This is a genomic window from Curtobacterium sp. MCBA15_007 (assembly GCF_001864905.1).
GTDB classification, from domain to species: Bacteria; Actinomycetota; Actinomycetes; order Actinomycetales; family Microbacteriaceae; genus Curtobacterium; species Curtobacterium poinsettiae.
The window spans coordinates 91,315-103,532 of the sequence record NZ_MJGM01000018.1; the positions used below are offsets into that span (position 1 = coordinate 91,315).

The 12,218-nt window shown below is 71.2% G+C and carries 15 protein-coding genes; 4 read left to right on the forward strand and 11 right to left on the reverse strand.

Annotated features, from left to right (window positions below; translation table 11 throughout):
- Positions 1-99 precede the first annotated feature (99 nt).
- Positions 100-702: a TetR/AcrR family transcriptional regulator gene (locus BIU95_RS09675; protein WP_017886153.1), complete on the forward strand. Its 603-nt coding sequence runs from the start codon at positions 100-102 to the stop codon at positions 700-702.
- Positions 703-823: 121 nt separating this feature from the next.
- Here BIU95_RS09675 and BIU95_RS09680 read toward each other — a convergent pair whose 3' ends face one another.
- The 4 genes from BIU95_RS09680 to BIU95_RS09695 all read right to left on the reverse strand — a co-directional run bounded on the left by BIU95_RS09680 (position 824) and on the right by BIU95_RS09695 (position 3,601).
- Complete coding sequence (locus BIU95_RS09680; protein ID WP_017886152.1) at positions 824-1,015, reverse strand: hypothetical protein; 192 nt, start codon at positions 1,013-1,015, stop codon at positions 824-826.
- Positions 1,012-2,034 (reverse strand): arsenic resistance protein, encoded by a 1,023-nt coding sequence (locus BIU95_RS09685; RefSeq protein WP_071251568.1) that lies wholly within the window; start codon positions 2,032-2,034, stop codon positions 1,012-1,014. The genes BIU95_RS09680 and BIU95_RS09685 overlap by 4 nt, the downstream gene beginning before the upstream one ends.
- A complete protein-coding gene (locus BIU95_RS09690; protein ID WP_071251559.1) occupies positions 2,034-3,161 on the reverse strand; it encodes an NAD(P)/FAD-dependent oxidoreductase in 1,128 nt (375 codons plus the stop codon). Before BIU95_RS09690 ends, BIU95_RS09685 begins: the two co-directional genes overlap by 1 nt.
- A gap of 107 nt (positions 3,162-3,268) precedes the next feature.
- Positions 3,269-3,601 carry a hypothetical protein gene (locus tag BIU95_RS09695; RefSeq protein ID WP_056069193.1) on the reverse strand — a complete coding sequence of 111 codons (333 nt, stop codon included), beginning with the start codon at positions 3,599-3,601 and terminating at the stop codon, positions 3,269-3,271.
- 92 nt (positions 3,602-3,693) lie between these two features.
- On the opposite strand from BIU95_RS09695, the gene BIU95_RS09700 reads away from it, so the two are divergent.
- Together BIU95_RS09700 and mtnN are read left to right on the forward strand one after the other, a co-directional pair.
- Positions 3,694-4,632, forward strand: a complete 939-nt coding sequence (locus BIU95_RS09700) for a serine hydrolase (protein ID WP_071251560.1) — start codon at positions 3,694-3,696, stop codon at positions 4,630-4,632.
- A gap of 57 nt (positions 4,633-4,689) precedes the next feature.
- Entirely contained in the window at positions 4,690-5,397 is a 708-nt protein-coding gene (mtnN, locus tag BIU95_RS09705) for a 5'-methylthioadenosine/S-adenosylhomocysteine nucleosidase (protein WP_082509451.1), read from the forward strand.
- An 18-nt stretch (positions 5,398-5,415) separates the two neighbouring features.
- Here mtnN and BIU95_RS09710 read toward each other — a convergent pair whose 3' ends face one another.
- From BIU95_RS09710 to BIU95_RS09735, 6 genes are all read right to left on the reverse strand, one after another.
- Positions 5,416-5,721, reverse strand: coding sequence for a hypothetical protein (locus tag BIU95_RS09710; protein ID WP_042537783.1), 306 nt, complete (start codon positions 5,719-5,721; stop codon positions 5,416-5,418).
- Complete coding sequence (locus BIU95_RS09715) at positions 5,718-6,548, reverse strand: serine hydrolase (protein ID WP_071251561.1); 831 nt, start codon at positions 6,546-6,548, stop codon at positions 5,718-5,720. Before BIU95_RS09715 ends, BIU95_RS09710 begins: the two co-directional genes overlap by 4 nt.
- On the reverse strand, positions 6,545-7,528 hold the full coding sequence (locus BIU95_RS09720; protein WP_052481673.1) for an HTTM domain-containing protein: 984 nt from the start codon (positions 7,526-7,528) through the stop codon (positions 6,545-6,547). The genes BIU95_RS09715 and BIU95_RS09720 overlap by 4 nt, the downstream gene beginning before the upstream one ends.
- Entirely contained in the window at positions 7,525-8,193 is a 669-nt protein-coding gene (locus BIU95_RS09725; RefSeq protein ID WP_139179727.1) for a DUF5819 family protein, read from the reverse strand. Before BIU95_RS09725 ends, BIU95_RS09720 begins: the two co-directional genes overlap by 4 nt.
- A gap of 58 nt (positions 8,194-8,251) precedes the next feature.
- Positions 8,252-8,596: a hypothetical protein gene (locus tag BIU95_RS09730; protein WP_139179728.1), complete on the reverse strand. Its 345-nt coding sequence runs from the start codon at positions 8,594-8,596 to the stop codon at positions 8,252-8,254.
- A gap of 168 nt (positions 8,597-8,764) precedes the next feature.
- Entirely contained in the window at positions 8,765-9,271 is a 507-nt protein-coding gene (locus BIU95_RS09735; RefSeq protein WP_052481672.1) for a helix-turn-helix transcriptional regulator, read from the reverse strand.
- Between the two features lie 186 nt (positions 9,272-9,457).
- On the opposite strand from BIU95_RS09735, the gene BIU95_RS18645 reads away from it, so the two are divergent.
- Positions 9,458-9,613: a hypothetical protein gene (locus BIU95_RS18645; protein WP_155896774.1), complete on the forward strand. Its 156-nt coding sequence runs from the start codon at positions 9,458-9,460 to the stop codon at positions 9,611-9,613.
- 54 nt (positions 9,614-9,667) lie between these two features.
- Here the strand turns inward: BIU95_RS18645 and BIU95_RS09740 are convergent, their stop codons facing one another.
- Entirely contained in the window at positions 9,668-12,091 is a 2,424-nt protein-coding gene (locus tag BIU95_RS09740; protein WP_071251563.1) for an excinuclease ABC subunit UvrA, read from the reverse strand.
- Positions 12,092-12,218: the final 127 nt, after the last annotated feature.

The window sequence follows — 12,218 nt, forward strand, 5'->3', positions numbered from 1 at the left end:
CGGAGCGACGTTCCGGAACGATACGGAACAACGATCCGGATTACAAGGCGAAGCGGAGCACTGTTCCGCATCGCGTCGGTGTCGTGCGATGATCGAGGCATGAGCACCCCGTCGACCGACCCCGCGCCGCGTCGCCGTCGCGACGTGGAGCGCAACGAGCGCACGATCCTCGACGCCGCTGCCGGGGTCTTCGCCGCCTCGGGCGTCGGTGCACCGGTGCGCGAGGTCGCCACCGCCGCTGGGGTCGGAGTGGGCACGCTCTACCGGCACTTCCCGACCCGTTCGGACCTGGTCGTCGCCGTCTACCGGCACCAGATCGAGGCCCTGGTCGACGCGGGGCCGGCGCTGCTCGGCTCGGAGCCGACACCGTTCGCCGCCCTGCTGCGCTGGGTGCACCAGTTCGTCGACTTCCTCGGCACCAAGCACGGTCTGGCGCGCGTCTGGGAGGGCGACGCCGACGGCTTCACGGCGCTGCACACCCTGTTCGTCGACGAGCTCGTGCCCGTGCTCGGCCGACTGCTCGACGCCGCGCGGGCGTCCGGCGAGGTGGCCGCACCGACCCCGCCGTACCAGCTGCTCCGGGCCGTCGGTGACCTGGTGGCGTGGAGTCCCCAGGACCCCGACTACGACGTCCGGACGATCGTGACCCTCCTGGTCACCGGGCTGCGGCAGGCGCAGCCGACGGTGACCGACAGCGCGTAGCCGGCCACGTGCACCGGTCGCGACCGGCACCGGACTGGAGGCGCGGTGCGGGCCCGTCACGGGCCTCCCGTCCGGCATCGTGACCGTCTCGGGCCGTACCAGCGCCGTCGGAGCGCCCCGCTCAGCGTCGGCCCGGCTCCGCGGGGTCGTGCTCGGTGTCCTCGTGCTCCGGCAGCACGTCGACGTCGGTGACCGTGTACCCGAGGGGCACCTGGCCCAGCGCGAGCAGGAGCGCCGTCCGCCGGTCGTCGTGCTCGGTCTCGATCACCCGCCGCTCGGTCGGCACGACGACGAGCCGGACCCGGTGCGTCACGGGTGCCCCCAAGCTGCGGTGCCGCGCAGGCGTCGCCCGGTGCGCTGACCACGTCGCCGACGCAGCAGCAGGTGCCGCACCGCGAGCAGGTGCGGGAACTCGACGAGCATCCCGACCACGATCGCCGTGGTGACCAGGGGCTGGTGGGGGAGCGCGGCGCTCGTCAGCCCGATCATCAGGGGCGCGTTGCGGGCCGCCGTCGTCATCGCGAGCAGTGCTGTCCTCGGGTACGACAGGGCGGCGAGGCGTGACGCGGACTCGGCGGCGACGTACATGACGGCGAAGAACACCACTGCGCACCCCAGCACGGCGACGAACACCGGCAGGTTCGCCAGCAGCAGCCGGATGTGCGAGGCGAAGAGGCCGGCGACCATCGCCCCGACGATCCACGGGATCGCCCGGCCGGGCAGCGCCGCGGCGCGGGCTCGAGTGCCGGTCGGCAGCAGTGCGATGCCGAGGCGGATCGCCACGGCGATCGCGACGGGCAGGACGAACCACTGCAGCAGGGTGCCGACGGTTCCCACGGCATCGATGCCGGCGTTGCCGCCGAGGACCGTGATCCACACCGGGAACAGGAGCAGCTGGGTGACCATGTTGATCGGCAGCAGGGTCGCGCCCACGGCGGTGTCGCCGTCGCTCAGGCGGGTGAACGCCAGGAACCAGTCGGTGCAGGGCGCCAGGAAGTACAGCATCACGCCGAGTTGGACGGCCGGGTGGCCGGGCAGGGCCACGCGGGTCAGCAGGAAGGCGACGAGCGGGGCGAGCAGGAAGTTCATGCTCCAGGCGATGCCGATGACCTTCCACGCGCCCGGCGTCCGGGGGAGGCGGTGGAGCGGGACGTCGACGAACAGGGTGACGACCAGGGTGATCACCAGCAGGTCCACCACGGAGCCCATGACGTCACCGCTCGAGGGCGAGACGCCGCCGATCACCGACCCGAGCAGGATGGCACCGCCGACGATCGCGGGGGTGGCCCAGAGTCGTGCACCGGCGGGGCGGGCGGGCCGCTGTGCCGGCATCAGCACGCGCATTCGACACCGCAGCAGCTCAGGTCGTCGGTGAGCATCCCGGCGTCGTCCCACTCCTGCAGCGCACCGCAGTCACGTCCGGCCCGTTCGCCGATGACGCGGGCGACGTGGGCGAACCGCTGCCGGAACTTGTACACGAAGCAGAACTGCAGCCCACCGTGCCGGAGCGCTGTGCCGGCCAGGAACAGCCCGGGCGTGGTGGTCGACTCGTCGTCCTCGGTGAGCAGCGGCCAGCCGTCCGCGCGGGTGTCGAACAGGCTCGCGGCCGGCCCGAGCCCCGGCCCGTACCCGGTGGCGAGGATCGGCGGTGCGTCCGCCACCAGGGCGCTTCGTCCGGCGACCCCGACGGAGAAACCGTCGCCGGACCGCTTGATGCCGGTGACCTGGCCGTCGTCGACCAGGGTGAGGCGTCCGCTGGCCCGCGCGGCCGCGAGCCGCTGGCGGGTCCGCGGGGCGAGTCGGAACGACGGGTCCGATCCGCTGCCGGCGTCCCAGGGGTGGGACGGGTCGACGACCGACACCGTCGCCCCCTGCTCGACGTGGTGGCACGCCAGGTCGATGCCGGACTCGAACCCGCCCACGACCACCACGTGCCCGGGCCGTGCCACCCAGGCTGTCTCGGCGGACGCGTGCACCCCGAGCGAGGTGCCGGCGCAGCGGGGCAGGATCGGGTCGGAGAACTCGCCGCCGGCCCAGACCACGTTCCGGGTGATGACGGGGCCGCGGCTCGTGGTCACGCGGAAGCCGTCGTCGTCCGGCTCGATGTGCTCGACCTCGGTGTCCGGCAGGGTCGGCAGGTGGAAGGCGGCGACGACGCCACGCAGGTACCGGGCGTACTCCGGCCCCGACGGGTAGTCCGTCGCCAGGCTGTAGGCGGGTGAGGTGCGCGGGTGGACCGCGTTGAGGTCGGTGGCCCCGAACCCGTTGCCGGTGAAGGACGGTGTCAGGAACCGCTGGTGCTCCGGCCATCGCTGGAACGTGTCCCCGACGACGCCGCGGTCGACGACGCCGAACAGCAGGCCGTCGACGGCGTGGAGCGCCAGGCCGGTGCCGATGCCGGCCGGTCCGGCTCCGACCACGAGGGCATCGAGGGTCTCGGTGGGGTGTGGTGCTGGCATGGGGTCGGTCTTCCCAGCAGCTGTGGCTGCGTCGGTGGAACGGCCACCGTGCTGTGACCGATGCGCACCATCTTAGTGAGAACCGTTATCAACATGCCATCGTGGCATCAGCCGACCGGCGACGAGTACAGCACCGCCAGGGTCGCCACCAGCCCGACGACCACGATGCCGAGGTCGAGGACGGCCAGGGTGACGAGTCGGGCCCGTTTCGGCCGGACGGCGGCTCGCACCACGACCATCGTCACGAACAACAGGGCCACGAGCACCAGGGCGGGCCAGCCGATCGCCGGCGCCCGGATCGCCATGAGCACCATCACGGCGGCGACGATCACGGCCGTGACGGCGCCCCACACGAGCCAGTTCGAGCCCGAGGCCGTGCGGAGCGCGGGCTGGTCGCCGACGCGGGTGGGATCGGGGCGGCGGGGCTGTTCGTCGGACACGAGCCGGACGGTACGCGGCGGACCCTGCCCGTGCCCGCAGCCGCTCGGACACGAGCGGCGGCGCATACCACTCGGCCACGAGAGGATGGGGTGTGCACACCGCCGCGACCATCCTCGACGCCGTCGTCGCCCACGTCGACGCGACGGGGTTCGCCGCACACGGCATCCACGTGCGCACGCGGACCGGGGCGACGGACACCGACGACGTCGCCGAGCACCGCTGGACCCCCGACGTCCGACGCGAGGTCCACTCCGTCGCCAAGGGCGTCTGCGTCGTGGCCGCCGGCATCGCCGCCGACGACGGCCTGGTCGACGTCGACGAACCGATCGCCAGGTACCTGACCGGCACCGGCACCGGCCTCGCCCTCGGCGACGGCGTCGACCGGGTCACCCTCCGCCACCTGCTCACCATGACCAGCGGGATCGACATGCCCTGGTCGGCGACCGAGCTGACGGACTGGCCGGACCTGGCGGCCGAGTTCCTGCGGCGACCGTCCCGCGGCCGGGTGTTCCAGTACGCGAACGCCAGCACCTACACGGCGATGCGCGTGCTCGAGACCCGGGTCGGCGACGTCGGTGCGTTCGTCTCCGAGCGGCTGTTCGCGCCGCTCGGCATCCAGGACGTCGATTGGCAACGCTGCCCGAACGGGTTCGTCGCCGGCGGTGAGGGGCTGGCGCTCCGCACCGAGGAACTCGCCCGCATCGGACACCTGATCCGCGACGGCGGGATCATCGACGGACAGCGGATCGTCAGCGCGCGGTGGTGCGACGCGATGCACACCGACTGGGTCGAGCGCGAGGGCACCGGCCCCGGCTACGAGCGGTACGCCATGGCCGGGTGGGGTGGCCCCGGGCGGCTCTGGCGGCTGCACGGTGCGTACGGCCAGATGCTCCTGTTCGACCAGACCGAGGGCGACACCGACACCGGCACCGACACCGTCGTCACCGTCACCGCCGACGACCACCCCGGCGCCGACGCGCTCGCCGCCTTCGTCGCCGACGAGCTGTCCCGGCAGGCCTCCCGCCGCTAGCGGTTCCGACGACCCGACCTGCACGTCCGAGCTCGCCCGGCGTGGGAGGATCGGTCAGTGCAGCAGCAACCCGTCGCGATCATCATCGCGGCCATGAGCGAAGAGGTCTCGGCCTTCGCCGACCTCTTCGGCGGTGTCCCCGTGCTCGACGGCCCCGTCGGTGGCCACGACCCGCACCAGCTGCTCGACATCGGCGGCGCCACGGTCGTCGTGCGCCGCAGCGGCATCGGCTTCACGAACGCCACGGCCGCGGTCGCCCACGGCTTCCACGACTTCGGCCCGGGCATCCCGGTCATCAGCGTCGGGACCGCCGGCGGGCTCATGCACGGTGTCGCCATCGGTGACGTCCTGGTCGGCGACCGGTACGTCAACCTCAACGCCGACGCCACGGCGTTCGGCTACGCCCTGGGCCAGGTCCCCGGCATGCCGACCGGCTACGCGCCGGACGCCCGGCTCGTCGAGCTCGCGATGGGGGCCGACATCGCGTGGCCACTGCGGTCGGCGACGATCGGGTCCAGCGAGGTCTTCGTCACCGAGGGCCGCGCCCGCACCCTCCGTGTCGCCTTCCCCGAGGTGGCCGCGGTCGACATGGAGTCGGCGGCGATCGCGCAGTTCGCCCACGTCCACGACATGCCGTTCGTGTCGGTCCGGTGCATCAGCGACCTCTGCGCGCCGGACGGCGCCGAGTTCCGCGAGCACCTGGACGACGCCGCGGCACGCGCAGCGCGCGTGGTCCACGACCTGGTGCTCGGCCTGCGTTCCTGAGTCCGCCCGCGCGCTCCCTCAGCGCTCGATGACGCGCCACTCGCTGACGAACGTCGTGACGTCCTTCTCGTTCAGGTCTCGTTCCACGGTCTCGAGGAGCCGTTCGGCCTGATCCGCGTCTCCGGCTCGCGTCCGGAGGACCTCCGCGCCGTCGTCACGACGGCGGACGACCAGGTCGAAGCTCGGCAGGAAGTCCTCACCGGCACCGCCCATCGCGGCCAGGGCCAATGCCGCCGTGGTCCGGGCCAGACGCTTGAACGAGCTCTGCCGGGAGTCCTCCAGGGCCACCTGCAGGACCTCGCCGGCCCGAGTGCCGCCGCTCACGCGACGACTCCCACGGCACGGAGGCGTCGGACGGCGAGCCGGTCAGCAGCTCCGGGCGCTGCGCCGAGGGCGTGCGACGCGACCGTGACGTCGCCGTGACGGAGCAGGCAGACGCCGGCGTCCCGTGTCTGCCCGCTGTGCCAGATCAGCCCGTCGCGGTGCTCCCACGCCAGGAAGTCCGGCTCGATGCGTCCGATCCCCACGCCGAACCGCAGGAGGTCGGACATGGTCGACCAGATCCCGCCGGCCGGTGCGTAGGGACCTGATCCGATGGTCCAGGGTTCACGGGGGCGGCCCCGCCACGATCGGAGCAGCGTTCGTCGGTCGGGTGCCGGGTCGAGGGTGGCGCTGGTGATGCCGAGCGGAGCGAGGACCGTCCGCTCGACGACCGTGGACCATCTTTCCTGCGCGACGTGCTCGAGCAGCCGACCGAGCACCGCGTAGCCGAGGTTGGAGTAGTCCCGCTCACCCGGTGTCGTCGGGGTCTGGCGCAGCGCGCGCGTGATGTCCGCCTCGGACACGTCCGCGTACGGATCGCCGACGACCCCGGCCGACATGCCCTGGTGCACCCGGGGCAGGCCCGAGCGGTGTCGGATCAAGTCGTCGACCGTGTAGGTGGCGTCGTCGGGGACGTCCGGCAACAGGTCCCGGGCGGGGGTGTCCCGTGGGATGTCCCGTTCAGCGAGGAGGACGAGCACGGCGGCGGCGGTCACGGTCTTCGTGACGCTCGCCCACTCCACTAGCGCGTCCGCTTCGTAGTGATCTCCGAGGTCGGCGGTGACGTCGCCCCCTGCGTCGATGATCACGGCTCGGTTCGCAGCGGTCACGCTCGTACTCCTGATCTGGTCGTGTCGGGAACTGGTGTCGAACCCCGCACCCCGCTGGGGCGGAAGCGGAGCGGTCCGATGGATGAACGCGCTCGGACGAGCACGCGCTCGACGTGCCCACTCACGAAGACCAGGTCGCAGGCAACCATGATCGCAGCGAAGGCGGTCAAGCCCATGAAGAACGCGATGCTCAGGTGGAACGCGGTCATCATGAGCACGGCCGGGAGACGGCCTCGTCGGAAGATGATCAGCACCGGGAAGGCGATCGAGCTGAGGACGGTTCCGTACGCACCCAGGACGAGCAGCGTGTCGGAGGCGAAGAGCAGCTCCGTGACCCCCGGGAAGTAGAAGTCAGGCACTCGGAGGATCGAGTAGAGCGCCGTCCCGTCCTGCCAGAGCGGGCCCTGCACCTTGTAGAGGCCGGACATCAGGTAGACGACGCAGATCTGACCGGCGATGAGCAGGAGACCGGTGTTGTGCAGGGTCGAACGGACGAGTCCGGGTGTGCTGACCCGCGGCCGGATGTGCACGCCCAGTCGGGAAGTGCACTCGGTGAGCACCAGCGCGGGGACGACGATCATCTGCAGGTTGTCTCCCCCGTCCAGCAGCGCCGGGTTCTGGCCGTAGGTGGACCAGAGGAGCACGTAGTGGACCGCGATCGCCCAGCGGCCGCCGAAGCCGATGGTCACAGCGGCCGCGGCGAGGATCGCAGCGTGGAAGACGACCTCGAAGTACACCGGCGAGTCGGACAGCGAGTAGAGGTTGAAGGTGCCGAGCTCCCGCGTCGTCGCGGCGACGGCAGCGCTCCCGTAGACGCCGTCCGGCCCGAAGAAGAGGTGCCGTTGGCCGTAGTCGCGGAGGTAGTAGACGAGTGCCAGCACGCCGACGACGATCCGGAGGACGGCGAGGGCAGTGGCTGCTCGTGGAGCCGCGGTCATCCAGACGGTCAGTTGGACGAGTGCTCCTCGGATCGCGCTCACAGCTGCGTCCATCCCGAGTCGAAGTACGTCACGTCTCCTGTTGCGCTGAGGTCCCGCCTGCTCGACCAACCGGGGAGAACGTGGAACACGTAACGCAGCTCGACCGCGCGGACCGCATCGCCGCCGCAGGCGTCCGGTCGGACACCGACGCTGTACCTCGCGAGCATCACCTGAGCACGCTCCTGCGCCTCGGTCTCTTCAGCGGTTATCTCCTCCGCGGTCGTGGAGTCGAGGACACGCTCGTCTCCCTCGGCGCGGATGTCCTTGAGGATCGGGTCTTCCTTGAACCGTTCGAGGATCCCGTTCCCGATGATGCGGGACTCCCTGCTGGGGAAGACGCGCTGCCGTTGCAGCGCCGTGATCACCTCGGTCGTGACGTCTTCGAACTTGGTCTCTGATCCGTCCTCGCAGCGGAAGCGTGCGGCGAACCCACGTTCCTCGCTGAGGGGGTCCGGCGCGAACAGGCTCCAGTTCTGCGGGAAGTGGGGCAGCATGACGGTGCTCACCGGACCGGCGAACCGGAACGTCAGCGGGGTGGTCGGTCCGGCGAGCAAGAGCGCAGAGCCGACGAAGAGTGTGACCACTCCGAGGCTCAGCGCGACCGCAGCACCGCGCAGGCGGCGGCGCACAGGGCGGTTCTCCGGCTGATCGAGGTCAGTTGGCATTGGGGGTCTCCTTGGGGAGGCCGGGCGGCGAGCTCCATGCTCACCGCCCGGCGACTGCTCAACGGTCGAAGTACGCGTCCTGCAGTGCACTCGCGTCGGCGTTCACGGGCGTCGAGGCGAGGAAGCCGAGTCCCTGGAGGAACGACCCCTGACGTGCTGCCTGCGAGACCGCCTGCGGAGCCTTGGCAGCGGTGAACCCTCGCGCGAGTGCGGTGGCGACGGCGACCGGCGCAGCAGGCTGAGCACTGCTCTTGGCTGGCGTGCCGACCGACGCAGCCTGCGCGACGACCGACCGTTCTGCGGTGTCTGCCGCGGTTGCTGCTGAGGTTCCGATCGATCCCGCACCGATCACCACGGCCACGGCAACTCCTCCGAGGAGGACCCTGCGATTCTTGTTCTGCATCTCCGAGCTTTCCCTTCCGCCGTTATCAGCGGTTCGAGCTCGGGGTGCCCACGCACGTGCACATGCTGCTTGCCCCCCAAGCAATGTACGGATTTTCAGAAAACATCCGAATGAACCGTAATCTAGCCATGCGTTGCACCAGAGGGCAAGAGGCAGATCGTCACTTGTTCAAACGGGAGCGACGATCGCGATGAGCGTGAGGAGGGGGACGATCCGCTCGGCGGGGATCGCGTAGCGAGACCGTCCCGCGGGCACGAGCCATCCGGCATCTGCCAAGAGGTGCACGTGGTGGTAGATCTGTCCCGTGGTACCCATGCCCGGTGCTGCGGCGAGGTCTGCGACGCGGTCCTCGCCGTTGTGCACGAGTTGGAGGATCCGGAGCCGGAGCGGATGGCCGAGTGCCGCCATGCCCGGTGCGAGGGAGTCCCACTGCAGCGCTTCCAGATCGCCAACCGCGGACCCGACCTGCCACTCCGTCTGGCGGTTGTCAGAGGTCGGCACCAGGCCGGCGTACACGACGGACGGCGATTCCGCCCGACGGAGCCCGTCGAGCACCCAGAACGTGGACGCGGTGTCGTCGTCACCCCGCCGGTCGGTTGCCAACGCCTCGAGCGCTGTCAGCCGTTCGTTGATGGCCGCGAGTGACGTCGCGACGTCGGGTGTCTCGCCGGTCATGAGGGGATCCTAGTTCGGCGTGGACGAGCACCCCGGTGCCGGAGGGGCGCGATCCGGCTCTCGGCACGACCGGTATTGCGTTCCACGGACGTTCCAGGGCGGATCGCGAACTCGGCTCCGAGGCCCTCGCTAGCCTCCATCTCGGGGGGCCGAGGAACCACGGTTAATCACACAGGGAGATCAGCCATGAGCGCCTACACGAGCGACGAGAACGTCGAACCAGCACGCATCACCACCTTCAAGCGCGTCCGCAAGCAGTGGCGTCGGACGGGTGAGGTCGGCTACACGCACAGCGGCAGCGACTTCTTCCGCGACGACGCGCCGGAAGCGGTCCAGCGGTAACCAGCGGCAGCGACGAAGTGCCCGTCAGGAGCGATCCTGGCGGGCACTTCTGCGTCAGCGACCGAGCTGGTCCCGCAGGTACGGCGCGGTCCGGCTCGTGGTCGAAGCGGCAACCTCGGCCGGCGTGCCGGAGGCGACCACCTGGCCACCCTCGACACCGCCGGACGGGCCCATGTCGATGACGTGGTCGGCACTCGCGACGACGTCCATCGCGTGCTCCACCACGACGACGGTGTTGCCCGCGTCGGTCAGGCGGGCGAGCTGGGCGGTGAGCAGCTCGACGTCGGCCGGGTGCAGGCCGGTGGTGGGCTCGTCGAGCAGGTACAGGGTGTGCCCGGTCCGCGCGCGCTGCAGTTCGGTCGCGAGCTTGATGCGCTGCGCCTCGCCGCCGGACAGCTCCGGGGCGGGCTGACCGAGGCGCAGGTAGCCGAGCCCGACCTCGCGCAGGGTCTCGAGTCCGCGCCCGGCTGCGGGCAGCGGCGCCAGGAACGGCGCCGCTTCGTCGACGGTCATGCCGAGGACGTCGGCGATGGACGCCCCGTTCCACCGGACCTCGAGCGTCTCGGCGGTGTACCGGGAGCCGTGGCACTCGGGGCACGGGGCCCAGCTGCCGGGCAGGAAGAGCAGTTCGACGGACACCGACCCTTCGCCCTGGCAGACCTCGCACCGGCCACCGGCGACGTTGAACGAGAACCGTCCGGCGCCCCAGCCGCGGGCCTTGGCCTCGTCGGTCTGGGCGAAGGCGGCTCGGACCGCGTCGAACAGGCCCGTGTAGGTGGCAAGGTTCGAGCGGGGTGTGCGGCCGATCGGCTTCTGGTCGACCTGCACGACCCGGTCGATGATCGGGTGCGACGTCGCGGCGCCGGGCAGGACACCACCCACGAGCGACGACTTGCCCGAGCCGCTCACCCCGGTGACCGCGGTCAGGACACCGAGCGGCAGGTCGACGTCGAGCCCCCGCAGGTTGTGCAGGGTGAGGTCACGGAGCTCGAGCGTGCCGATCGGGGCGCGGACGGCGCGGTCGACGGTCGGCTGCCGGGGTTCCAGGAAGCGGCGGGTGACCGAGGCCTCGACCTCGGCCAGGCCGGCGACCGGTCCGCTGTACAGGACCGTGCCACCGCCGCTGCCCGCCCGGGGGCCGACGTCGACGATCCAGTCGGCTCGGCGCACGATGCTCATGTCGTGCTCGACGACGAAGACACTGTTGCCGCCGGCGCGCAGGTCGTCGAGGACGTCGACGAGTGACTCGGCGTCGGCGGGGTGCAGTCCGGCACTCGGTTCGTCGAGCACGTAGACGACGCCGAACAGGCCGGAGCGCAGCTGCGTCGCGATCCGCAGTCGCTGGCTCTCACCGGGGGAGAGCGTCGGTGTGGCGCGGTCGAGCGCGAGGTAGCCGAGCCCAAGGCCGACCAGGACGTCGACGCGGGTCAGCAGGTCGCGGGAGATCGCCACGGCGACCTCGGTGTGCTCGCCGGACGACGCCCGTGACGTCGCCGCTGCCGCGTCGGTGATGCTGGCGATCGGGCGCAGGACGTCGGCCAGGCCGGTCAGCGGCAGGGCGTTCAGCTCGGCGATCGAGTGGCCGCCGATCGTGACCGCGAGAGCCGCACGGGTCAGACCCGTTCCGCCGCACAGCCCGCACGGGCCGGACTCGACGAACTGCAGCACCTTCTTGCGCTGCGTCTCGCTCTGCGAGTCGGCGAGGGTGTGCAGCACGAACTGGCGGGCGCTCCAGAACCGGCCCTTGTAGGGCTTCGCCACGCGGTCGCGCTTCGGCTGCACCTGCACGACGGGCTGTTCCTCGGTGAAGAGCAGCCAGTCACGGTCCTCACGCGACAGCTCACGCCACGGGCGCTCGATGTCGTAGCCGAGCACCGCGGTGACGTCCCGCAGGTTCTTGCCCTGCCACGCACCGGGCCACGCGGTGATCGCACCGTCGCGGATGCTCAACGACGGATCGTGCACGGCCGAGGCCTCGGTGACCTCGTGCGCGGTCCCGATGCCGTGGCACCGGGGGCAGGCTCCGGCGACGGTGTTCGGCGAGAAGGAGTCCGACTCGAGCCGGTCCGCGCCGGACGGGTAGGTACCGGCGCGCGAGTAGAGCATGCGCATCGAGTTCGACAGCGTGGTCATGGTGCCCACGGTGGAGCGGGAACTCGGGGCGCCGCGACGCTGCTGCAGGGCGACGGCGGGCGGGAGTCCGGTGATCGAGTCGACGTGCGGGGTCGAGCCCTGCGCGATCAGGCGCCGTGCGTACGGGGCCACGGACTCCAGGAACCGGCGCTGGGCCTCGGCGAAGACGGTGCCGAAGGCGAGCGAGGACTTGCCGGACCCGGAGACGCCGGTGAACGCGACGATCCGGTCGCGGGGGATGTCCACGTCGACGTCGCGCAGGTTGTTCTCGCGGGCACCACGGACGCGGATGAAGTCGTCCGGCCCGGGTCGGTCGTCGGTCTTGGTCGAGCGAGGAGCGGGCATTCGCTCGATCGTAGGCTCGGCCACTGGGAGAAGCAGTGCCGCCGGCGGAACCGGGAACGACGAAGAGCCGCTCCGCCCTGATCGGCGGAGCGACTCTCCGTGTCGTGCGTGGTGCGGGGGTGTTACT